11 protein-coding genes and 1 pseudogene are annotated in these 24,771 nt (G+C 71.2%); 6 read left to right on the top strand and 6 right to left on the bottom strand.

What is annotated here, in order from left to right; all coding sequences use genetic code 11:
- Positions 1–2: 2 nt before the first annotated feature.
- On the bottom strand, positions 3–842 hold the full coding sequence (locus ACIBK4_RS36375) for a fumarylacetoacetate hydrolase family protein (RefSeq protein ID WP_399001851.1): 840 nt from the start codon (positions 840–842) through the stop codon (positions 3–5).
- Positions 843–1,027: 185 nt separating this feature from the next.
- Here ACIBK4_RS36375 and ACIBK4_RS36370 point away from each other — a divergent pair, with 185 nt between their 5' ends.
- Positions 1,028–1,465: a RidA family protein gene (locus tag ACIBK4_RS36370; RefSeq protein WP_399001849.1), complete on the top strand. Its 438-nt coding sequence runs from the start codon at positions 1,028–1,030 to the stop codon at positions 1,463–1,465.
- Positions 1,466–1,701: 236 nt separating this feature from the next.
- Here the strand turns inward: ACIBK4_RS36370 and ACIBK4_RS36365 are convergent, their stop codons facing one another.
- Positions 1,702–2,391 carry a hypothetical protein gene (locus ACIBK4_RS36365; RefSeq protein ID WP_399001847.1) on the bottom strand — a complete coding sequence of 230 codons (690 nt, stop codon included), beginning with the start codon at positions 2,389–2,391 and terminating at the stop codon, positions 1,702–1,704.
- A 509-nt stretch (positions 2,392–2,900) separates the two neighbouring features.
- Here ACIBK4_RS36365 and ACIBK4_RS36360 point away from each other — a divergent pair.
- From ACIBK4_RS36360 to ACIBK4_RS36340, 5 genes and pseudogenes are all read left to right on the top strand, one after another.
- On the top strand, positions 2,901–4,121 hold the full coding sequence (locus tag ACIBK4_RS36360) for a glycosyltransferase (protein WP_399001845.1): 1,221 nt from the start codon (positions 2,901–2,903) through the stop codon (positions 4,119–4,121).
- Positions 4,122–4,166: 45 nt separating this feature from the next.
- Positions 4,167–4,565 carry a signal peptidase I gene (locus ACIBK4_RS36355; RefSeq protein ID WP_399001843.1) on the top strand — a complete coding sequence of 133 codons (399 nt, stop codon included), beginning with the start codon at positions 4,167–4,169 and terminating at the stop codon, positions 4,563–4,565.
- Positions 4,566–5,087: 522 nt separating this feature from the next.
- Complete coding sequence (locus ACIBK4_RS36350) at positions 5,088–9,065, top strand: amino acid adenylation domain-containing protein (RefSeq protein WP_399001841.1); 3,978 nt, start codon at positions 5,088–5,090, stop codon at positions 9,063–9,065.
- A pseudogene (locus ACIBK4_RS36345) lies at positions 9,065–18,420 on the top strand (SDR family NAD(P)-dependent oxidoreductase). The gene ACIBK4_RS36350 and the pseudogene ACIBK4_RS36345 overlap by 1 nt, the downstream one beginning before the upstream one ends.
- Positions 18,421–18,501: 81 nt before the next feature.
- A complete protein-coding gene (locus tag ACIBK4_RS36340; RefSeq protein WP_399001839.1) occupies positions 18,502–19,380 on the top strand; it encodes a TauD/TfdA dioxygenase family protein in 879 nt (292 codons plus the stop codon).
- A 48-nt stretch (positions 19,381–19,428) separates the two neighbouring features.
- Here ACIBK4_RS36340 and ACIBK4_RS36335 read toward each other — a convergent pair whose 3' ends face one another.
- The 4 genes from ACIBK4_RS36335 to ACIBK4_RS36320 form a co-directional block, all read right to left on the bottom strand.
- The gene (locus ACIBK4_RS36335) at positions 19,429–21,021 is read right to left on the bottom strand and encodes a PucR family transcriptional regulator (RefSeq protein ID WP_399001837.1); all 1,593 of its coding nucleotides are present in this window, start codon (positions 21,019–21,021) and stop codon (positions 19,429–19,431) included.
- 201 nt (positions 21,022–21,222) lie between these two features.
- Positions 21,223–22,617, bottom strand: a complete 1,395-nt coding sequence (locus tag ACIBK4_RS36330; protein WP_399001835.1) for an NAD(P)/FAD-dependent oxidoreductase — start codon at positions 22,615–22,617, stop codon at positions 21,223–21,225.
- Positions 22,618–22,661: 44 nt separating this feature from the next.
- Positions 22,662–23,327: an HAD-IA family hydrolase gene (locus ACIBK4_RS36325; protein ID WP_399001833.1), complete on the bottom strand. Its 666-nt coding sequence runs from the start codon at positions 23,325–23,327 to the stop codon at positions 22,662–22,664.
- Positions 23,328–23,374: 47 nt separating this feature from the next.
- On the bottom strand, positions 23,375–24,733 hold the full coding sequence (locus tag ACIBK4_RS36320) for an MFS transporter (protein ID WP_399001831.1): 1,359 nt from the start codon (positions 24,731–24,733) through the stop codon (positions 23,375–23,377).
- Positions 24,734–24,771: the final 38 nt, after the last annotated feature.

Below are 24,771 nucleotides of genomic sequence, written 5' to 3'. Positions count from 1 at the left end.
GATCAGCTCCTGGAGTCGGTGAGGCGGTGGTCGGTGAGGCGGAAGCGGTTGCGCAGGGTGCCGATGCCGGGGATCTCGGTCTCGACGAGATCGCCGTCGGCGAGGAAGACCGGTGGTTTCATGCCCGAGCCCACGCCGCCGGGGGTGCCGGTGAGCACGATGTCGCCGGGGCGCAGGACCGTGAAGGTGGAGACATAGGCGAGCAGGTCGGCGGCGTCGAACACCAGCGTGCTCGTGTTTCCGCGCTGCCGCTCGACGCCGTTGACCCGGCAGATCACCTCGACGCCCGCGACCGGGTCGAGCTCGTCGGGCGTGACGAGCACCGGGCCGAGCGGGGTGGTGCGGTCCCATGCCTTGCCCTGGAACCACTGGAGGGTGCGCTTCTGCCAGTCGCGCACGCTGATGTCGTTGGCGATCGTGTATCCGGCGATGGCCCGTTCGGCCGTGTGCCGGTCCGCGTTCCGGAGCTCGGCCCCGACGACGACCGCCAGCTCGGCCTCCCAGTCCACGTCGAGGCCGGGTGGGAGGACCAGGTCGTCCTCGGGGCCGGTCAGCGTGTCGGCGTACTTGGCGAAGAGCGTGGGGTGGGCCGGCAGTTCGCGGCCCATCTCGGTGATGTGGTCGGCGTAGTTGAGGCCGCAGCAGACGACCTTGCGCGGGGACGGCAGGGGCAACACCGGTGTGGCGCCGGGCAGTTCGGCCCCGGCGAGGCTCGCGATGCGGTCGGGGTCCGTGGTCGCCAGCAGTGCGGACAGGTCGTCGGCCGGCAGTGCCCGCCAGTGGTCGCCGTCGAGCACGGCGGCCGTGGTACGGCCTCCGTGGGCCACGGTGGCGAGCTTCATGGGCGTACTCCCTCGGGGTGGGGGCGGCGGCCGGAGCGACCGGGGTGGTCGGGATGTCCGGGGTGCGTTATAGCGAGATTTTCACGACCGTCGAAAACAGTCAATAGATGGGCTACGCTGCTTGAGTCAGCTCGTGCAGTCCAGCCCAGTCCGGTCCGTCCGATCCATCCGAGGAGCAACCAGCAATGACTCCGATCCCGGTGAACCCGCCCTCGCTCCCCGCACCGAGCGGCTACTCGCACGGCACGCTGAGCGGCAACACGCTCTACCTGGGCGGACAGACGGCCCTGGACGCGGACATGCGGATCGTCTCCGGCGGCATCGTCGAGCAGTTCCGGCAGGCGTTCGGCAACGTGCTCACCACGTTGCGCGCGGCCGGTGGCATCCCCGAGGACCTGGTGAGCCTGACCATCTACCTCACCGACATCCCCGACTACCAGGCGCACGGCAAGGAGATCGGGAAGGTCTGGCGCGAGCTCGCGGGGCCGGTCTATCCGGCGATGGCCGGGATCGGCACGACCGCGCTGTGGCAGCCGGAGGCGATGATCGAGATCCTGGGGGTCGCGGTGATCCCGGACGAGCGGCTCATCCGGGCGGAGGGCCGGGACGACTCCAGGGCATGACGGATCGCAGTGGCTGTGGCGAGGAACTTCAGTGATCGCCGGGCGCGGTGGTGGGGTTGGTTGGGCTGGTCCGGCCGAGGGTGCGATTACCCCGCTACCCCGATACCCCGCGTGGACCTATCGGCGCTGAAGGCACCGGGGTGGCGGTACGACCTGTGGCCCGACGCGACGAACCCGTGTCGTTCACATCAGGGGCGGCGGGTTCTCCCATCGAGCCCGAGTCGGTGCCCCGGGAGTCAGCCCATGGTGGTGTTGTAGTTGACGATTCGCTCCACGATGAGGGCGACGGCACCGGCCAGTGGGCTGTCCGCCCCTTTGCTCGCCACGTCGGGCAAGCGGTGTGCCTCCTTCTCGGTGACTGCCACCATGCCCCAGAACGCGTTGTAGCCCGACGGATCCGAGGGCTTGTCGGTGGCCGCGCGGACCGTCGTGATGCCGTCCCCCTCGACCACGGCGAGCGCGCCCATCTGCCGCAGGGTGTCGGGGTTCCGCTCCTCGGCGGCCACGACGCTCCACCCCGCGACCTCCGTCTGCCGCAGTGCGGCCAGGAGACTGCCGGCACTGCCCGCGCCGGAGACAACGATGTCGGGCAGGACAAGGGCCACCGGCCCCTGCGTCATCGGCAGGGCGGACCGGATCGCGCCGTCGAGATCCGGTTCGAGCGAATGGTCCTGGTAGACGAAGACCATCTGAAAGGTCTCGGCGTACCGCGCGAGATAGCCCACTGTGTCGAGCTTGTGTGCCCCGAACACGACGACCACGCGCACGTTGAGTCCGCTCTTGGCCAGCTCGACCACGGTCTCCAGGCTGCGGTCCAGCACGGTGACCCCGGGAGCCAGACAGTGCAGCTCCTTCGAGTAGGGCGCACCGAAGCGCGTCGCGAATCCGGCGCAGGGCAAGATGATCGAAACGTCAGGAACGGGCACGGACGAACTACGCATGGAGTGGCTCTCAGTCTGTGTCACCGACGACGGCTCCGTGTGAGAGGGAGCGAACGTTGATCGACGAGATTGTCCCCAAGGTGCCCGGTGGGTATTCGCCGTTGCCGACGAAGGAAGAAGTCGGCGTGGAAACAGCCGAGTTGGGCCGTGGGAGGGGCAACTCCGGCCGCCGGTCTCCGAAGTTCAAGGAGACACTGCCCTCGTCACCCGGCCATGAGGGAGTGGACCGACCACCGTACGGCGCTCCGGAACCGGCACTCGGGCGGAGCCTAACGCCTCCAAATCCGGTACGACGGCGCTGACTTGCGTGTGCACCCGGGCGAGGGTGAGGCGCCGCGGATGCCTGCATTCCGGTGTTCGAGGACTACTGCCGCGTTGAGGATCACGCGACGTAGACTGCTGCCGCCGACCCCTCGCCGTCGACGTGGACCGCTCGAAACCCGGGCGGGCGCGGGCCGAGACGCACCGGAAGACCGAGCGAAAGAGGACGCGGAATGCGGGTGCTGTTGTCCACGTACGGGACGCGGGGCGATGTCGAACCGCTGGTGGCACTCGCGGTGCGGCTGCGGGAGCTCGGCGTGGAGGTGCGGATGTGCGCCCCGCCCGACGAGGAGTTCGCGCAGCGGCTGGCAGGTCTCGGGGTACGACTGGTGCCGGTCGGGCCACCGGTACGGGCGTTGATGAGCGGGACGAAGCTGCCGTCGGCGGCGGAACTGGCCCGGTACCGGGCCGAAATGCTCGACGCACAGTTCGACATCTTCCCCGCGGCGCTCGACGGATGTGACGCGCTGGTGGCGGCGGGCCTGGCGCAGATCGCCGCGCGGTCCGTGGCCGAGGCCGCGGGCGTCCGCTACGTGTACACGAGCTATTCGGCGGTCAACCTGCCGTCGCCGTACCACGCGCCGCCCCCGCGGCCGGGCTGGCCGGAGCCGGAGGCGAACGACAACCTGACGCTGTGGGAGCTGGACGCCCGCAACGTGAACGCGCAATTCGCCGAACCGCTCAACGAACACCGGGCAGTTCTCGGTCTGTCCCCGGTGGACAACGTCCGCGATCACGTCTTCACCGACCGGCCGTGGCTGGCGGCGGATCCGGTCCTGGGACCGTGGCGGAAGACCCCGGGCCTCGACGTGATCCAGACGGGGGCGTGGACGCTGCCGGACGAACGCCCGCTGCCGGCCGACCTGTTGGCGTTCCTGGACGCGGGCGCGCCGCCGGTCTATGTGGGTTTCGGCAGCATCCGCCCGTCCCCGGACATCGCCCGCAGGGCCGTCGAGGCGATCCGGGCACAGGATCACCGCGTACTCGTCTCGCGCGGCTGGGCGGACCTGGACCTGGGTGACGACCAGGACGACTGCCTCGCCATCGGCGAGGTCAGCCATCAGCAGCTGTTCGAAAGGGTGGCCGCCGTCGTCCACCACGGTGGTGCGGGCACGACGCTGACGGCCGCCCGGGCGGGTGCGCCGCAGGTGGTGGTCCCTCTCCAGTTGGCGGACAACCCTTACTGGGCCGGTCAGGTCGCGGAGCTGGATCTCGGTGCGGCACTCGACAGTCCGGCTCCGACGACCGAGTCCTTGAGCGTCGCGTTCAAGACGGCCCTGGCACCTGAGACACGGGCTCGGGCCAAGGCTCTGGGCGGCAGGATCCGCACCGACGGAGCGGCGGTGGCCGCGAACCTGCTGCTCGACGCCATTCGGCCCGGGACGATGCGCTAGGCACCCTGTTACTGCCGCAGTGGTCGGCTGCTAGCCTTCCGGCGCATGGAAGACGGCGTGTACGTGGGTAATGCGGGCAAAGACGCGGCACTGGACCGGGGGTGGCTGCTCGGGCACTTCAAAGAGGAAGGCACTCCTCTCCACAGCGACGCTGTCGAGGTCAAATGGGGCGTCCACCCGCGCGGCGAACAGCGGGCGCAGTGGGTGAAGGGCGAAGTGCGCGCGGCTCTCCTGGTCCTGATCTCGGGTCGCTTCCGTATGGAGTTCCCCGGCCGAAGCGTGCTGTTGGAAGAACAGGGCGACTATGTCGTCTGGGGCCAGGGAGTGGATCACTCCTGGACCGCCGAGGACGACTCCGTCGTACTGACTCTGCGCTGGCCTTCTGTCCCCGGATACGCCGTACCGCAGGAGGAGGGGCGGGCGAGTTCGTCCGCCGGAACATGAGGCCTTCTTTGCCCGTAATGGCGTTTCGCCGCACTCCGGGGGAAAGTGTGCGACGTTGTGGAGCCTTTATTCCCATATGGGAGTTTCATGGGGCTCTTTTTCGCTGTGGGTGTTCTGTGAGGTGTCGCGGAATGTCGAGTATTGACATGTCCTGAGCCTGTGATTGATGATTACGGCTGTGTCACGGAGTTCCGGAAGGGAATCCGGGAGCGCAGGAAAACGATGTGACCAAGTAATTGGCCAGTAATTTCGGGAATCGAATTATCGAATCGCCGGGCCGCTTCAGGCCTCTTCGCCCCGTGGACTCGCCCCCCGATCAACGACCTGACGTGTGCCCCGTCCAGCGGTGACGGTTCCGCGCTGACGGCGCCCCGCGCCTCCCGGCCGTCGACCCCGCCCCCACCACGACGCCCGCTCGACGGCGAGCACGCCGCTTCAGGACCGACGGCAGTCCGGTGATCCCGGCTCGTCACTCCCGATGTCACCCCGCCCCACACCGATGGGAAGGCCAGGTAACCGCCGGTGCACACCACCCCCCACCCTGTCCCCACTCCACGCGCGTCCACGGACACGGCCACGGACGATGCCGAGTCGGCGCCCCGCATCCGTCCGGCCTCCTTCGCCCAGCGACGACTGTGGTTCCTGGCCCAACTGCCGGGCGCGAACGCCGCGTACAACGAGACGATCGCCTTCTCCCTGACCGGCCCGCTCGACAACGACCTGCTGTCCCGCGCTTTCGACGAGCTGACCGATCGTCATGAGACGCTGCGGACAAGGCTGGTGGCCACCGAAGGGGAGGTGCACCAGCACATCGACCCACCGGGCGCCGGCTTCGCCCTGACCTTCGAGGACCTCACCGCGGCCGACGACACCGAGGCGCGAGTGGCCGCCCGTCAACTCGACGAGGAACAAAGGCCGTTCGACCTCGACACCGGCCCCCTCGGACGCGGACGCCTTCTCGCCGTGGGGCTCAAGCGTCACGTACTCCTGCTGACGTTCCATCACAGCATCTACGACGGCGTCTCGATGAACGTCATGATGGACGAACTCGGCAAGCTCTACGCGGCGTTCGCGGCAGGCGCCCCGAACCCCCTGCCGCCGCTCGCGGTGCAGTTCGCCGAGCACACACAGACCCGGGAGCAGGCCGTCCTCGACGGCGCGCTCGGCGCCCATGAGGACTACTGGCGCCGCGCGCTGCACGACGCGCCGCCCGTCCTGGACCTGCCCACCGACCGTCCACGCCCCACGGAACAGCAATACGAGGGCGCCCGTGCCGAGTTCAGCCTCGACGCCGAGGTCACCGCCGGGCTGCGGAGCCTCGCGAGACAGCATGGTGCGACCCCCTTCGTAGCCGTGCTGGCGGGCTGGGCGATTCTCCTGTCGCGTCTCTCCGGGCAGGAGGACATCGTTGTCGGCAGCCCCTTCGCCAACCGGCGCGGCCCCGGCGCGGCCGGTCTCATCGGCTTCCTCGTCAACTCCCTCCCGTTGCGCATCGATCTGTCCGGCTCCCTCACCGTGTCCGAGGCCATCACCCGCACCCGCGCCGTCGTCCGCCAGGCACTCGCCCACCAGGACCTGCCGTTCGAGCGCATCGTCGAGCTGGTCAACCCGCCGCGCAGCGCCTCCCGCACCCCGCTGTTCCAGACCATGCTGGCCTGGGTGCCCGAACGGCGGGACCTGCTGCACCTGCCCGGAGTCGATGCCCAGCCGCTGCCGATCGCCGACGCCCCGGCCAAGTTCGACCTCGCCGTCTCGGCGACCGAGTCCGACGGCCGTATCAGCGGGTACCTGGACTACGCGACGGCCCTCCTCGACCACACCACCGCCGAGCGCTGGGCCGGCCATCTGCGGAACCTGCTCACCGACATGGCCCGCCACCCCGAACGGGACATCCGCGCCCTGGAGTTGATGGCCCCTCAGGAACGCCTGCGCGAGCTGCTCGACGGCGACGCCACGCGGTCGGGGACCTCCGAGTCCGCCCCGCATGCGGCATCCGGACTCGTCGAACTCTTCGAGACCCAGGTCCGCGAGCGCCCGACCCGCACCGCCGTCGTCGACCGCGACAGCTCGCTGGACTACGCGACCCTCGACCGCCGTGCCAACCACCTCGCGCACGCCCTCGTCGCCCGGTCCGTCCGCCCCGGCGACGTCGTCGGCCTCCACGCGAAACGGTCCCGCGACCTGGCCGTCGGCATCCTGGGCATCCTCAAAGCGGGCGCCGCCTACCTCCCGCTCGACCCGGGCCAGCCCACCGAACGCCTCGCGAACATGGTCGAGGACGCGGCCTGCCCCCTCGTGCTGAGCGACCACGACAGCGCGGAACGCGCCCCGGAATGGCTCGACTTGGCGGCTGCGGAAGCTGAAGGGGCAACCCGCCACGAACCACCCGCAGGTATCGCTCCCACCCCGGACCGCCTCGCCTACGTGATCTTCACCTCCGGGTCCACGGGACGCCCCAAGGGCGTCGCGGTGGAGCACCGCAGCGTCCTCAACCTCTTCGCCACCTGGCACGCCCGCATGGGCACCGCCCCCGGCGAGGTCGGCTCCGCCTGGTCCAGCATCGGCTTCGACGCCTCGATCCACGAACTGCTGCTGCCCCTGACCACCGGCGGCGAACTGCACATCGTCCCCGCGGAGTTGCGCGGCGACCCCGAGGAGTTGCTGGCATGGATGCGCGAACACGCCGTGACCCAGGCCTTCTTGCCGCCCGCCTACGTCAAGTGGATCGACGAGGACCCGGCCGTACGCCTGCGCGGACTCCAACTGCGCACACTGCTCACGGGAGTTGAGTCGCTCACCGAAGCCGCCCTGCACCGCATGACACAGCACCTCCCGGGCCTGCGGATCTGTTTCGGCTACGGCCCCACCGAGGCGACGCTCTACAGCACCGCATACTACGACCCCCACCCGCTGGATCGGCCCTGCCCCATCGGCCGCCCGCTGCCCGGGACCCGTATGTACATCCTCGACAGCCGCATGGAACCCGTCCCGCCCGGCGTGGTGGGGGAGGTGTACCTCGGCGGAGCCTCGCTGGCACGCGGATATCTGGGCCGCCCCGACCTCACCAAGGAACGCTTCCTGCCCGACCCGTTCGAGCCCGGCGAGCGGATCTACCGCACCGGAGACCTCGCCCGACGCCTGCCCGACGGCCAGGCGCACTACCTGGGCCGCGCCGACGACCAGATCAAACTCCGCGGATTCCGGATCGAACCCGCCGAGGTCGAGGCCGCGCTCATGGCGCTGCCCGGCGTCCGCGAAGCCGCCGTCCTCGTCGACCACGACGCGACCGGCCAGCCCCGCCTGCTCGCCGGCATCGGCCGGGGCACCGCACCGGCCCGCACCACTCACGACTGGCGCACCGCCATCGCCCGCCGACTGCCCGACTACATGATCCCCGCCGTCTTCCTCGACCTCGACGCGCTCCCGCTCAACCGCAGCGGCAAACTCGACCGGCCCCAACTCCTGCGCCTGGCCCAGGAGTCGAGCTCCGACCAGGTCAACACGGCTGCTCCGCGCGACCACATCGAACACGGCCTGTACCGCATATGGCAGCGCATCCTGCTCCACCCCGACATCGGCGTCAGCGACAACTTCTTCGAGATCGGCGGCACTTCGCTCTCCGCCATCAAGATGGCCCACGCCGTCACCGAGACGTTCGGCCGCCGTCTCCCGGTCGGCGAGGTGATGACCCGCCCCACCATCGAGGCCCTGGCCGCGCTGCTGCGCGAGGAGGGCACCGCCCGCGCCCCCGGGAGCCTCATCGAGTTCCGCCCCGGCACGGGCCCGCGTGTCGTCTGCGTCCACCCCGCCGGCGGCACCGCCTTCTGCTACCTCCCCCTGGCCGCACTCCTCCCCGACAGCGTCGGCCTGTACGGCATCCAGTCCCCGGGCGTGAACCCCGACGAGGACCTCCTCCCGAGCGTGGAGGCCATGGCCGAGGAATACCTCCGACTCATCCAACCCGACGGCGCATCCCCCCTGGTCCTGACCGGCCTGTCCTACGGCGGCCTCGTCGCCCACGAGATGGGACGCCTCCTGGCCGATGCCGGACACCGGGCCGTCAGCGTCGTCCTCCTCGACACCCAGGCCACCGACGACGCATCCGCACGCTCGGAGATCGGCGCTGTCGACGCGGCCGAGTTCCGCGACAAACTCGTGAGGTTCAACGGGATGTACCCCGGCATCGACGACGCCCAGGTCGACCGCTACTTCCACCTCTACAACCACAACCGCCTCACCGCCCGCGAACACCTCCCGGCGGCCTCCCCGGCGCGCACGGTCCTCGCGCAGGCCGTGCCGGACGGCGACGACACCCCCTTCCACTCCGAGGTCCGTGCCTTCTGGCAGCGTCGCGCCGAGGGCGACTACCGCGTCGAGACGATGGAATGCGATCACTGGGAGATCCTGGAGGGCGTCGGGGTGACGCAGGTCGCCGGACTGCTCGCCGCCGAACTGGCCCATCACGGTGCCCAGTTGGCTCTGCCGATACGGGAGGCGTGATGGACCTCCGCCATGCCCGCAGAGTCTCCCCGGCTCCTACGAGGTCCGCGTCCCTCGCCGAATCCGTACTGGGCCAGGCTCGCCGCACCCCCACCGCCATCGCCGTCGAGGACGGCGACCGGGTCCTCGACTACGCGGAACTCGAACGAGCCAGCGGCCGCGTGGCAACGCGCCTGTCCGCGGCCGGAGTTCGCCCCGGCCACGCGGTCGCCGTGCACCTGCCCCGCTCCTGGCGACTGGTCTGCGTCATGCTCGGCATCCGCCGCGCCGGAGCCACCGTCGTCCCCCTCGACCGACTCAGCCCGCCCGACCGCCAACGGCACATACTCGACGACTCGGGCGCCGTCGCCGTCGTCCATGACACCGCGCACGTCCCCCAACTGCCGCAGCACGTGGCCGCGTTGGACGCCGACCTGCTCCTGGACGGTGACGGGGCCGGCCTGCCCGCCGTGGGGGCGGGGGCCCCCCCCCCCCCCCCCCCCGGCGTCGGGGTAAACACCACCCCCCGCCCGCGGCCCCCCCCCGCGGGCGGGGGCCCCCACCCCCGCGGGCGGCGCCATACCCCGCCCACGTCCCCAACCGGCGGCAGCAGGGGGCGGGGTTGGACGCCGCCCTGCCCGTGGCGGGTGCGGGGGCCGGCCGGCCCGCGGTGGCGCCGGGGCACCCCGGCGACACCGCCACGGGCTTCGTCTTCTACACCTCCGGCAGCACGGGGCACCCCAAGGGGGTCGAGGTCACCGACGCCGGAGTGCTGCGCCTCGCTCGGCCCGGCTACGTCGACCTACGACCCGGCGCCCGCTTCGCCTGTCTGGCCAACCCCGCCTTCGACGCGCTGAGTTTCGAGGTGTGGGTCCCGCTCCTGACCGGCGGCGTCTGCGTCGTACTCGACGATGAACAGGTCCACAGCGCGCCCCGGTTCGCCAGGGTGCTGAGCGAGCGCCGCGTCGACACCCTGTTCATCACAACGGCCTTGTTCAACGCGGTCGTTGAGCAGGTACCGAACTGCTTCGCCGGCATCGGACAGGTACTCGTCGGCGGTGAACAGCTCAACGCGCGCATCGTCCGCCGCTGGTACGAGACCAACTCAGCGTCCCGCACCGTCCTGCACAACGTGTACGGGCCGACGGAAGCGACGACCTTCGCTCTCTGCTGCCCCATCCCGCGCGACTTCGCCGGCGACACCATCCCGATCGGCACCCCGCTCCCCGGCACCGGCGTACTGCTCCGCACCGAGGACGACCGCACCGCCGAACCGGGCGAAGTGGCCGAACTGCTGCTGTCCGGCCCGGCGTTGGCCCTCGGCTACCGCAACCTCCCGGAACAGACGGGTCGGAGCTTCGTACGGCTGCCGCACGAAGACGGCGGCGAACGCCGTTGGTACCGCACCGGAGACCTCGTACGCCAGGACACCGCGGGCCGGATCACCTACGTCGGCCGGGCCGACCGCCAGGTCAAGGTGCGCGGCTTCCGCATCGAACCGGGCGAGGTGGAACGGCAGATCCTGGCCCACCCCGCTGTCCGCCAGGCCTACATCTGCACCCGCCGCGACGAGGCGGACCGCAGCGAACTGCTCGCCTTCCTCGTCCTGGGCGACGAACTCTCCTACGACGCCTACGACCGTCACCTTGCCGCCGCCCTGCCCTCGTACATGCGCCCCCATCACACCCACCTCGTCGCCGAGTTGCCGCGCAACGCCAACGGCAAGGTCGACCGGGCCGTCCTGCTGCGCGACGCCGGGACCCCGTGGCGCGGCGCGCAGGACGGTGACGTACCCGTCAGCGCCGAGCAACTGCGGGTGCTGAAGGTCGCCGAGGACATCCTCGCCGTCAACGGCCTGCGGCCCGGGGACCGTTGGGCCGCGAGCGGCGGCGACTCGCTGAAGGCGCTGCGCTTCCGCTTCGAGATCCTCAGCCGCTTCGCCGTCGACCTGCCGCACGACCTCGTCCTGCGCTCGGACTTCGCCGCCCTCGCCGACGCCGTGCACGCCCCGGAGGCGATCGCGGGAGAACACCCACCCGTACCCGGCCCCTCCGACGAGCGGACCGCACCGGCCACCAGCGAGCAGGAACGCCTCTGGCTCCTGCACCAACGCGAGCCCGAAAACCGTTCCTACGACGTGCCGTTGGCCTTCCGCGTCCGGGGCCACGTCGACACGGCGGCCCTGCACCGCGCGGTGCGCGCGATGGTGGAACGGCATGTGGCCCTGCGCACCCGGCTGTTGCCCACCCCCGACGGGCTGCTCCAGCAGACCGGTGATCCCTACGACCCGTGGCACGCGCTCGAAGCCCGCCCCGGAGAGGAGTGGCAGGACACCGCCGACCGGTTCTTCGACCATCGCTTCGACCTCGGCAACCCCCGGATGCTGCGGGCCGCCTGGCTGACGCGGCCCGACGGCGGACTGCTCCTGCTGCACCTGCACCACATCGCCGTGGACGGCTGGTCCCTCAACCTCCTCCTCAGCGACCTCACCGCCGCCTGCGCCGGCGAGGACGTCCCACCGTCGTCCGCACTCACACCCCTGGACTTCGCCCGCTGGCAACGCAGTTGGCACACCAGCTCCGCCTACGAGGACCGCCGCGCCCGGCTCCGTTCCCACTACGCCCGTGACGGCGCACCTTCCCCCGTGCTGCCGACGCCCGCCGCGCCCCGGGCCCGCCTGTTGCGCACCTCGCTCGACCTGGTCCGCCGCGGCGCGCTGGACCGGCGCGCCGCGCAACTCGGCCTGACGCGCTTCCAGTTGCTGGTGTCCGCGTTCGCCGCGAGCCTGTACGGCGTGACCGGGCAGGGGCGTCCGCTGGTCGCCACGCCGGTGGTGAACCGGCCCCGCCCCGAATTCGCCGACACGGTCGGCATGTTCGCCAACACCGTGCTCCTGGACCTGCCGATGGAGCCGCACCGCTCACTGGACGCTCAGCTCTCGGCGCACTCCGAAGCCGTCCGTGCCGTGCTCCAGGACCAGGACGTCGCCCTCGCCGACGTCCTCGCGGGCCGCGCCTTCCGCGAGCGAACCCCCTTGTTCGACTACCTGTTCGTCCTGGAGAACACCGACTTCTCGGCACTGCGCCTGGATGGTTGCGAGGTGCGGCCGCTGTGGCCCGAGCCGCTGGGTGCCAAGTGCGCCCTCACGCTGTCGGTGGTGGAACACGAGGACGGGTTCGACTGCCTGTGGGAGTACCGCGACGACATCGGCGCCGAACGCGCCCAGGCCGCCGCCCGCCTCTTCCGCCAGACCCTCGACCACCTGACCGGCGACACGGATACCGACATCACCCTGCACGAACTGGTCGCCGACTACCGTCGCACCCTGCCCGACCACGGCCAAGGCCTCACGCGGGCACCGGACTTCACCACCGTCGCCGACGGCTTCGCCCGGCAGGTCGCCCGCACCCCCGACGCCCCGGCGGTCGCCACCGCCGAGAGCACTCTCACCTACGCCGAACTCGACGCCCAGGCAGCCGAGTTGGCGGCCGTACTCAGCCCCCGCCTCCCGGCCGATCCCGGCGCGCCGGCGGCCGTGGCGCTCTACCTCCAGCCCTCCGTCGAACACCTCGTGGCGCTCCTGGCGGCGGCCCGCCTCAACCTCACCGTCGTACCGCTCGACCCCGCCTACCCACCACCACTGCTGCGGCACGTGCTCGACGAAGCCGACCCCCTGTGCGTCCTCGTGGCACCCGAGGACGAAGCCGTCCTCGCCGCGATCGCACCACCGTCCCTGCCCCGGCACCTCCTCACCCTCGCCGACGCCCCGGCCGCGGCGCCCCAACTGCCCACGCACCAGGGGCTGCGCCCGCTCTACACCCTGTTCACGTCCGGCTCCACCGGCACCCCCAAAGGCGTCCAGGTCCCCGACCGGACCCTGTGCAACCTGCTGACCTGGCAGCGCACCGACGGCGGCCTGCGCGGCCCCGCCGTCACCCAGCAGTTCTCCATGCTGTCCTTCGACGTCTCCTTCCAGGAGATCTTCACCACCCTGTGCTCCGGCGGTCTGCTGCGCCTGGTGGAACCCGACTGGCGGCACGATGTCCCTTCCCTGCTGAGGGAGTTGGAGGCCGGGGGAGCGGAGCGGATCTTCTTGCCGTACGTCGCGCTGCAACTGCTCGCCGAACACGGGGTGCGCACCGGGCGGTTCCCGTCCCGGCTGCGCGAAGTCGTCACCGCCGGGGAGCAGTTGGTGTGCACCGACGCGGTCCGCCGCTGGTTCGCCGGCCTGCCGGACGCCCGGCTGTTCAACCACTATGGCCCCACCGAGACCCATGTCGTCAGCGGCCTGTGCCTCGACGGCGACCCCGCCGCCTGGCCACTGCGCCCCGCGATCGGACACCCGGTGGCCAACGCCGTCCTGCGTGTCGTCGACGAGGCCGGTCTGCCCGTTCTGCCAGGTGGCACCGGCGAGTTGCTCATCGGCGGTCTGATGGCCGACCGCTGCTACGTCGGCGACAACACGCCGAACCACGACCGCTTCACCGACGACCCCGACCTCGGGACCTTCTACCGCACCGGCGACCTGGCCCGGTTCGACGCGCAAGGTCTGCTGCACTACGCGGGCCGCGACGACAGCCAGGTCAAACTCGGTGGATTCAGGCTGGAGTTGGGGCAGGTCGAGGCCGCGTTGCTGCAGTATCCCGGTGTGACCCAGGCGGTCGCGGCGGTGGAGGACGGGCGCCTGGTGGCCTGTGTGCAGTGCCGGGGCGGCGACCCCGACGTGGCGGAGCTCGCGGATCATCTCGCCGGGCTGCTGCCGGCCTACGTGCGCATCAGCCGGTTCCGCCGCCTGGCGGAGCTGCCGCGCACCCCGAGCGGCAAGCTGGACCGCCGGGCCGCGCAGACCGCCCCGGGCCGCGAGCTGCGCTCCGTCGATGTGACCGCTCCGGTCGTCTCCCCGCTCGAAGGACGGCTGGCCGCCCTGTTCGAGATGGTGACCGGCAAGGCGATCGGCGTGGAGCAGCGGTATTTCGACGCCGGCGCCACCAGCCTGGACCTGATGCGCTTCCAGCTCCGCTGTGCGGGCGAGGACGAACTGGCCTTCTCCGTCCCGGAGTTGTTCGAGCACGTCAGCCTCCGCGCGCTGGCCCGACTCATCGAGGGGCGTGCAATGGAGGGCACCGGCGCGACCGCCGTCGTATCCGACGCCCCGCAGCCGGCGGGGGAGCGGGCCCAGGAACCCATCGCCGTCGTCGGTATGGCCGTACGACTGCCGGGCGCCCCCGACCTGGCCGCCTTCTGGGACCTGGTGGTCTCCGGCCACCGGGGCATCGAGCACTTCCCGACCACGGACGGCCGGGTCGGCGCCCGCAGCCAGCTCGCGGGGATGCTCGCCTTCGACCCGGGCCGTTTCACGATCAGCCCGCACGAGGCCCGGCTCATGGACCCCCAACAGCGGCACCTCCTGATGAACTGCGTCGAAGCGCTCGCCCACGCCGGCATCGCGGACCCCACTGCCCACCGGGTCGGACTCCTGGCCGCCTGCGGGGAGAACACCTACTTCCAGAACATGCTGCGCGAGGCCGACCCGACCGCGCTGCCCGACACCTTCCGGCTCGCGCTGCACCACGAGAAGGACTTCCTGGCCACCAAGGCCGCCTACCACCTCGGCCTGACCGGCCCCGCCTTCACCGTGCAGTCCGCGTGCTCCAGTTCGCTCGTCGGGGTGCACGTCGCCGCCGGGCTGCTGCGGCAGGGCGACGCCGACGTGATGCTCGTCGGCGGTGTCCTCGTCGACACCGACCTGACCGACGGCTACACCTACCGGCCGCAGCACATCTTCTCGCCGGACGGCCACTGCAGGCCCTTCAGCGCGGACGCCGCCGGCACCGTCGGCGCCAGCGGCAGCGGCGTGGTCGTCCTCAAGCCCCTCGCCGCCGCCCGCCGGGACGGGGACACCGTCTACGCCGTCATCACCGGCTCGGGCATCAACAACGACGGCTCGGACAAGCTCAGTTACAGTGCCCCCGCCCTGGCCGGACAACGCGCCGCGATCCGCACCGCCCTGCACCGCAGCGGCCGTAGCGGAGCCGACCTCGGCTATGTGGAGGCACACGGCACCGGTACCCGCCTCGGGGACCCGGTGGAGGCGGCCGCGCTGCGCCAGGCGTACGGCCTGGCGGACGACGCGCGCGTGGCGTTGTCCTCGGTGAAGAGCCAGATCGGGCATCTGGGCGCCGCCGCCGGTGTCGTCGGCATGGTGCGCGCGGTCCTCGCCGTGCACCACGGGATCGTCCCGCCCATGGCGGACTTCGACCGGCTCAACCCGGAGATCGACGACGGGCCGTTCCGCATCCCGGTCAGTGCCGAGCCATGGCAGCAGGAGGGGGCGCGGGTGGCCGCCGTCAGCAGCTTCGGCATCGGCGGGACCAACGCCCACCTGTTGCTGGAAGAGCCCGAAGCGGTGGAAGTCGCCTACACCGCGCGCGAGTTGGTGCCGTGCCTGGTGTTGTCCGGCAGCTCCGAGGTCGCCGTACGCGCGGATGGACGCCGTATCGCCGCCTACCTGAGGGCGCATCCCGACACCTATCCGCAGGTGCTGCGCCATCTCCAGGCCGGGCGGCCCGCGCTGGGGCACCGGGCGGCGGCGGTCTGCCCGGACGCCACCTCCGCCGTCGCGTGGCTCGACGCGATGGGGGAGGTCGTGGCGCCGCATCCGCAGGCCGATCTCGCGGACGGGGACGCGTCCTCCCTCGTCGAGGCATGGACGGCCGGGCACACTCTCGTCTGGCCCGAAGGGCCCGCGTCCGCGCCCTGGGACTTCCCGCCGCCCGCCTTCGAGACGGCGGAGTACGACTTCCCGCGCCCGCCCGTGGCGGCCCACACCAGTACGCCCGAATCCCCGGTCGGACCACGGCGGTTGCCCGCCGGCGAGTGGCTGCACCAGCCGCAGTGGACGCGGCTGCGCCGGGCCCGTACCGGCACCCATGAACCCCTGCGCACCGCCGTGGTGGTCACTCCGGCGGACGCGGTCGACGCGTCGTGGCGGTTCCTGGAGCGGCACTACGCCCGCGTGGTGACCGTGCGCGCCGGCGAGACCTTCACTCGTCTCGACGCGGACCGCTACGAGGTCGATCCCACCGACTCCGGGCAACTCGCCACCCTGCTGGAGACGGTCACCCGACACCCGGGACCCGGCGTCGACTGGCTGCACGCACTGCCGCTGGCCCTCGACGGCAGCCTCGACGAACACGCCCTGGAAACGGCCCAGTTGGCATGCCTCGACACCGTCGCGGCCCTCGCGCGAGCCCTGGCCGACGTCCCGGACGCCGTACGGCCCCGTGTCTGGCTGCTGTCCCACGGGGCGCAGCCGGTCACCGGTACCGTCCGCACCCCTGAGGCGGGCCTGCTCGCCGCCGCCCTCGAAGTGCCCCGCCAGGAACTGGGCGTGCTCCTGCGGTGGTTGGACCTCCCCGGCCCCCGACCGGCCGACTGGGCGGCACACCTGCCCGACCTGCTCCTGGACGACACGATCACCGAACCGGCGACCGCCCTGCGCGACGGCTTCTGGTGGCAGCGCACCCTCCAGCCGGTCCACGCCCCCGCGTCTCCAACGCCCGCCGTCCGGTCGGCCGCCCCAGGAACCCACCTGGTGCTCGGCGGCACCGGCGGCATCGGCGCCACCCTGGCGGCACACCTCCTGGAACACCCCGGCAACCGCGTGGTCCTCGTCGCCCGAGGGACGGAGCCGCCGGCCGCGCTCCGGGCCCACCTGGACCGCGTCACGCTGATCCCTGCCGACCTCGCCACCGACGACCTGACCGCGGTCGCGGACCGTCTGGCCCCGCACCTCGACGGCCTCGCGGGCATCGTCCACGCCGCGGGCACGGCCGCCGGGAGCCTCCTCGCCCGCCGCGACCCGGTCACCGCCCGCCGCGCCACGACCGCCAAACTGCGCGGAGCCCTGCTCGTGGAACGGCTCATCGCCGAGCACGACCCCGACTACGCGGCCTACTGCTCGTCAATGGCGGCCCGGTTCGGGGGAGTTGGACAGTTCGACTACGCGGCGGCCAACGCCTGCCTCGACGCCTACGCCCACCACGCGCCGCCCGGTGACGACGCCTCCACCGTCCGTATGAGCATCGGCTGGGACGCCTGGCGTGACGTAGGTATGGCGCAGAACGCCCTGACCACCGACGCCCGCCACCAGGAACACCTCAAGGTGGCGCTCACCCCCGAGGACGGTGCGGCCGTCTTCGCACGGGCCCTGCACCTGCAGTTGCCGCATCTGATGGTCAACACGACGCCCCTGACGGAGGCTCGCACCTTCTACGAACCGGCCCCTGACTCCGGACCGGTGGCCTCCGCGCACCCTGTGCACGGCGATCCCCTTGCCGAACTCACCGAGATCCTGGCCGACTTGCTCGGCGTGGACGCCGTCGCCCCGGATACGGCGTTGTACGACCTCGGCGCCGACTCGCTCACCCTGCTGGAACTCCTCGACGAGGTGAAACGCCGCTACGGCACCGACATCGACCTGTCCCGGCTCAGCCACCGGGTGAGCCTCGCCGAACTCCTCGGCCACCTCGACACCGGCACCCGCGCGTCCGCCGACGCGGTGGACGTCGAGGTGTGGCAGCGCGGCTCCGGCCCTGATGTCCTGTGCCTGGTCCATCCGGTCGGCGGCGACATCCAGGCCTACCGTCCCCTGGTCGCGGCCCTGCCCGACGAGGTGACCGTCTGCCTCATCGCCGACCCGAAACTGCGCGACCCGGCGCGCCCCGCCCGGTCGATCGCCGACCGCGCCGCCCACTACCTGCAAGCCGTCCGGACCGCGTTCCCGGACCCCAACTGCCGCCTGATCCTTGCCGGTTGGTCGTTCGGCGCCTGGACTGCGTTGTCCATGGCGGCACTTGCCGAGGCGGACGGCCGACCCGTCGACGCCGTGCACCTCCTCGACCCGCCGCCCCCCGGCGCCGGACGACGGCTCGCCGCCTACGACGAACGACAGGTGGACGCCGTATTCGCCCGGGAGCTGAGCGGCAACGGCAACGGTGATGCTGATGGTGATGGCAGCGGCGGTGGACGGCTCTCGGAGTCCGGCCGCGCCTACGCCGAACGCCTCGCGGACTGCTGCCGGGCCAACCTCGCGGCCATGGCCGAGCACCGGTTGCCACGACTGGACCGGACGCCCGCCGAGGTATGGCTCGCCGAACGCCCCGTAGAGGAAGGGGTGTTGGCCCCGGAACCGACCGCCCCCGGCGCGTGGGACGCTCACCTGCCCCGGCCCTTCCGCCTCCACCACGTCGACGCCACCCACTACGAACTCGTCGCGGAACCCCACGTGCAGGCGATCGCAGCCGCGCTCGCGGCGGCCCCGCCCAGCACGCAAGACGCCGTTGCCGCACTGCCGCACCCCGCCGGGAGACCCTGAGGCGGTCACCGTGCGTGGCACCCCCCCCCGCACCCGCGCTTTCCCTCACCCTCGCCCCCACCGATGCCACGGAGGTCCCTCATGGAGGACTACGCACTCAAGGCCGTCGAGCGGCTCACCACTCGCCCCGCCGAGCCCTACGACACCCTGTCGGTCGCCCCGATCACCCCGCTGCTGGGCGCGGAGGTCTCCGGCCTCGACCTGTCGCGGGAGCTGACACCGCAACAGGAGAAGGAACTCAAGCACGCGTTCCACACCCACCACGTCCTCGTCTTCCGCGACCAGGACATCACCCCCGAGGAACACAAGCGGTTCGCGGGCGTCTTCGGTGAACTGCATCCCGTGGCCCTCGCGCCCGAGGGATCCGATCCGTACATCCTGGAGATCAAGGCGACCAAGGAGTCCAAGGCCGTGGCCGGCAACGGCTGGCACGCCGACGGCACCGCCGACGCCGAACCCTCCCTCGGCTCGCTGCTGTACATCACCACCGTCCCCGAGGGCGGCAGCGGCGGCGACACCGTCTTCGCCAACATGCACCTCGCCTACGAACTGCTCTCACCGGCGATGCGCGGCTTCCTCGAAAGCCTCACCGCCGTCCACGACGGAGCCCTGCCCTGGACCGCCGCCGGACAGACCCCGCCGCCCGAGTACGAGGTGCCCCGCACCGAACAGCCGGTCGTCGCCCGCCACCCGGAGACCGACCGCAAGCTGCTGTTCGTCAACGCCCCCTACACCTCGCACATCACCCAGCTGTCCCGCGTCGAGAGCGACGCACTGCTGGAGATGCTGTACGCGCACATAGCCCGCACCCAGTTGCTGCACTGCCGGGTCCGCTGGCAGGAGCGCACCCTCGTCCTCTGGGACAACCGCAGCGTCCAACACCACGCCGTCTGGGACTACTTCCCGCACACCCGCGAGGGCCGCCGGATCGCGGTCAACGGCAGTCGCCTGCACGCGTGATCCGGTTCCCCGACAGAAGCGACGGTGCCTCGAACCCACGACCACTGCTCACGGCTCCGACGTCCGCAGAACCTCCAACGCCGTGACGGCCACGTGCAGTTGGGTGCGTTCGGCGCCGGCTTCCAGGTCGGCGCCGAGGAGGCGTTCGATGGTATGGAGGCGTTGGTAGAAGGCCTGCCGGGAGAGTCCCACGCGCTTGGCGGCGATCGACTTGTTGCCGGCGGCGTCGAGGTACTCCCGCAGGGTGCTGAGGAGGTCGCTGCCGTGCCGGGCGTCGTGCTGGACCAGGCGACCGAGTCGATGTTCCACGTACTTCTGGACCCGGACGTCGTCGCGCAGGGAGTAGAGCAGTTCCGGCAGGCCGACGTCGGAGGCTACATGGAAAGGGCGGTCGCGGGAGGTGGGCCCGATGGCGTCGGCGACCTCCTCGGCCTCGCGGAACGACCGTGTGACCTGGCCGAGTTCGGTGACCCCCGGGCCGACGGCGACGACCACGTCCTCCCCGAACGTGGCCCGCAGATCGACGGCGATGCGCTCCACGACCGGCTGCCACGCACTCGCGCGGGCCAGTGCCATGAGCAGTCCGGTACGACGCCCCGATAGGTCTCCCACCAGAGCTTTGACGCCGGATGTGAGGAGCCCTTCGGCAAGGTGGGCGCTCACCGTGACGTCACCGACTCGCGCCCCCGAGTGGTCGACGACGACCGGCAGGAGACGGTGCCCGGTCGTGGGGAGCCCCAGCGCCTCGGCCCGCAACCGCGCCTCGGTCCGACTGCGATACCGCCAGTGCAGCAGATCGAGCAGGACGGAACTGTGCGCCCGCCGGTCCCACTCCGGCGCACCGGTGAGCCGGGCCAACGTGAGGGCGGTGGCGGCCTGTTCGAGGATCATCGTGTGCTCGGGCCCGAAGGGCGGTCCGGCCGTGAGGGGCAGCATGACCAGCCGCCCCCACCGACTGCTCCGCTCCTCGACCGGCGCCACCAGCCACCCCTCGGGCCCGCTGGCCGCCGCCCGGTCCGGCGTCCCGGCGGCGCGTGAACGACGCGGCCAGGCATCCAGCACCTGCCCGTCCGCGCGTCCGGCCACCGCCCAACTCACCGCGTGGTGGATCAAGTTCTCCAGTACGACGGGACACCCCGAGAGGTCCGAGGCGGTCTGCACGAACTCCTCGGGCTCGGCCCCGCGGAGAGTGAGCGACGTGAACAACTCGTGCACATGCTGGGCGCGGCGCAGCAACTCGCCCTGCGCGTCCAGGATCAGGGCGTGCACGGTCTGAGTCACCTCGATGAACCGCACCCCGCGCGCCAGCACGATCAGCGGCAGATCCCGCTCACTGCACGCGGTGACGAGATCCGGGGGCGCCTGCTGGTACCGGCGCCCCAGCTCCACGACCAGCCCCGCCACCCCGACGTCCGCCAACTGGTCGACGTAGCCGCGCAGTTGTGTCGGATCCGAGGGGTGCGGCATACCCGTGGTGAGGACCAGCTCCCCGCCCTCCAGGAACGATGCGGGATCGAGCAGTTCGGTGACATGGACCCACCGGACCGTGCGGCCCAACTGCCCCTCCCCGGCCGCCACTCGGGGCATTCCGGCCGCGATGACAGGGAGTCGCAGGACGTCGGCGACCGTGAGAAACGGCATGAGGGCGGGTTCCTCCGGAGGTGGGGCGGTGGGGCTCCGGAACACTCTGCGGGGTTGGGTGAGGGGTGTGCAAGCTTCTCAGAAGGGTGCGCCTGGTCGCCGTAGCGTGCCTGTTGCGTTGGCGGGTGCGCGCTCGTTGTGGCTGGTCGCGCCCACGCGGCGGAGCCGCATATCGACACAGCCCCGCGCCCCTGAGGGGGGTCAGGGGCGGCGTGCGATTAGATCCGCGACCGTGGCTATCGGGGACGTACGGCCTCGCCCGCCCGTCTCGTGCATGTCCGCCAAGCGATAGGCCACGTAGAGCCCGCGCACCCCGAGCCATCGCAACGGTTCCGGTTCCCATGTACCGGATCGGTGCCCGGCCCACGGCAACCGGGTCAGCCGGGATTCTCGTCCCAACACCAGGTCGGTGAGCGTCCGGGCGGCGAGGTTTGTGGAGGTCACCCCGTGTCCCACATACCCGCCGGCCCAGCCGAGTCCGGTCGCCCGGTCGAGCCCCACCGTCGCCGACCAGTCCCGCGGCACCGCGAGTACGCCACACCAAGCGTGATCGACACGGGTGCCGGCGGTCTGCGGCAGCACCTTGTACAAGGTCTCGGTCAGCTCAGCGATCGTCCGGTCAGCCACGCGACCGTCGGAGTCGGTTCGCGACCCGAACCGATACGGCACCCCGCGCCCGCCGATCGCGATCCGGTCGTCCGGAGTGCGCTGTGCGTACAGGTGACCGTGGGCGGTGTCGCCCAGAGTCTCGCGCCCGGCCCACCCGATTTCCTCCCAGACCCCCTCCGCGAGCGGCTCGGTCACGATCATCGAGCTGTTCATCGGCAACCAAGCCCGCCGCAGTCCCTTGAGCGACGCGGTGAACCCCTCCGTCGCCCGCAGGACAACAGGCGCGCGCACCACACCATGTGCGGTGACCGCGCGCCCCGGCTCGACGACGCTCACCGGCGACTTCTCGTAGAGGCTCACACCAAGGCGTACGACCACGTCGGCAAGCCCCCGCACCAGGGCCGCCGGCTGCAAGCGGGCGCAGTGCGGTGTCCAGGCGGCCGCCGTCATTCCCTCGATGCGGATACGTTCGGCGGCCTCCTCGGGTGTCAGCAGCACCGCGTCCGTGACGCCCCACTCGTGATCGGCCTCGGTCTTGTGCCGCAGTCGGCTCGCCTGCGCCGGGGTCCGGGCCACGCGCAGGGTGCCGCCCTTGACGATGTCGGCGTCGATGCCCTCCCGATCCGCGACGGCGATGATCTCGTCGACGGCCTCGTTCATCGCGCGCTGATAGTCGAGCACCGCGTCCCGCCCGTACTGCTTGGCCAGCCGGTCACGGGCCCCGGGCACCAGCCCCGATGCCCAGCCGCCGTTACGCCCGGAGGCGCCGAACCCGGCGAACTCGGCCTCCAGGATGGTGATGTGGAGCGAAGGGTCGGCCAGCTTCAGGTAGTACGCGGTCCACAACCCGGTGAGACCCGCGCCCACGATGCACACATCGGCATCGCGGTCGCCGGGCAACGCGGGGCGGGGCGTGGGGAGTTCGGAGAACCAGTGGGAGATCCGGCCGTTGACCGGTCCGGGGCGGCCGAGCGTGGTCGCGCTCACGGGGGTGTTCCTTTCGAAGCGGCGGGCGTGCGGGTGCCGGGAGTTCAGACGCCGAGCAGGCCGGGCAGCTCGGACAGGTCCTTGATCTCCTCGTACGGCTGGAACGCGGCCGAGCCGGGGAAGCCGTAGCGGTTCACCCAGATCCGCCGCATGCCCGGGTACCGCTTGGTCGGCATGATGTCGTACTCCCAGCCCTGGGCGGTGTGGATGATGTCCTCCGGGCCGCGCCCGGTCGCCTTCATCAGGTACTCGAAGGCCTGCGGCAACGGCTTGTACGCCCCGGCCTGTTCGGCGGTCAGGACGTAGTCCCACTCGACGCCCAACTCGTCGACGGCGTACGAGATGAGGTCGTCCTCGCTGTTGGAGAGGATCGCGATGTCGTACTCGCCCTTCAACCGGCGCAGCGCGTCCGGGACTTCGTGGAACGGCTTGAACTTCTTGATGGCCTCGACCAGCGCCTCGCCGTCCTCGTCCCGGTACTCCAGGCCGTGCAGCAGCATGACGTTGCGCAGGGTGCCGCGCACGATCTCGCGGTAGGGGCGGTACGCGTCGACGACACCCTGGAAGCGCATGACGTACGCGTCGTGGTGGAACTGGTCCGGGTCGACGCCGAGTCGGGCGAGCCGGTCCTCGACGATCTCGTGCGTGGCGGCGCGGGTGTCGAAGTTGATGAGGGTGCGGTAGCAGTCGAAGCTGACGACCTTGCGCATGGGGTGAACTCCTTGATGGGGGCGGGGCGTTCAGAATCCGGGGAGCTTCAGGGGCGGCCGCTGGCTTCCGCCAGGCTCAAGTCCTTGGTCTCGGGGGCGAGGAAGTACGACACGACGAGTCCCGCCAGCGTGATCACCACCGCGATGCCGAGCGTGCCGCGTACGCCCAAGTCGTCGGCGGCTATGGGGAGGAGGAACGTCGACGTGGCCGAACCGACCCGGCTCATCGCGGTGGCGATGCCGACTCCCGTGGCTCGCAGATCAGTCGGGAAGAGTTCGCTCGGGTAGACGAACTGGAGCCCGCTGCCCGCCGCTTCGAAGAACTGGAACGCCGCGAACAGCGTCACCACCAGGAACGCCCAGTGCAGTGGCAGCACGGCCAGCGCGAGCAACGACACGGTGATGCAGGCGAAGGTGCTGATCAGCAGCGGGCGGCGGCCGATCCGGTTGACGACCACGAGACCGAGGGCGATGCCCGCGACGGCGAGCGTGGTGATCAGCGCGCTCGCGCCGTACGTGCTCTCCACGCCGAAGGCCGACAGCATCTGGGGCTGGAAGGAGCGGACCGCGAAGGCGGGCGCGACCTGGCAGATCCAGAACACGGAGCAGAAGACGACCGGCACCGTGTAGCCGCGTTTGAAGATCTCGACGAGGTTGCCGAGGCCGGAGCCGCCGCTGTGTTCGCGGCGGGGCTCGGAGAGGAGTTCGTCGGCGTCGATGTCGGGGCCCAGGTGTTGGTGCACGACGGCTCGCGCCTCGTCCATCCGGCCGCGCGAGGCCAGCCAGCGCGGGGACTCGGGGATCCCGGCCCGGAAGACGAGGAACACCAGCGCCGGGACCGCGCCGGAGACCAGCATCCAGCGCCAGGCGTCGGCACCGAGACCGGTCAGCGCCCAGCCGACCCAGTAGCTCACGCCGTAGCCGATCCACCAGGCCAGTACCAGGCCGGAGAGGGCGGGGCCGCGCAGTCGGCGGGGGACCAGTTCGGTGGTGAGGGCGGAGGCGATGGGGTAGTCGGCGCCGATCGCGACGCCGATGAGGAGCCGCAGCACCACGAGCTGCCAGGCCTCCGCGACGAAGAACTGGAGCGCAGAGAAGACCACGAACGCGGCCAGGTTGAGGACGTACATCAGGTGCCGGCCGACTCGGTCGGTGATCGGACCGAAGACGACACCGCCGATGAACACGCCGATCAGGACGGACGCGGCGACCAGGCCGGTCCACAGGGTGTCGAGGGCGAGTGCGGGGGTGATGAGGCCGAGGGCGACGCCCATCACGCCCAGCAGATAGCCGTCGCAGAACGGGCCGCCCATGGCGACCGCCATGATCCGGCGGTGGAAGGAACTGACGGGCGCGTCGTCGAGCGACGAGGCACCTCCGGTGGTGGAGGACGAGGTCACGGACATGCTTGAGGCTCCTGGGGACGCGGGGCGGAGGAGATCGT

The organism is Streptomyces sp. NPDC050528, from assembly GCF_044457795.1.
Lineage (GTDB): Bacteria > Actinomycetota > Actinomycetes > Streptomycetales > Streptomycetaceae > Streptomyces.
Note: the sequence above shows the minus strand (reverse complement) of the source record. Positions and strands in the feature narration are given on the sequence as shown.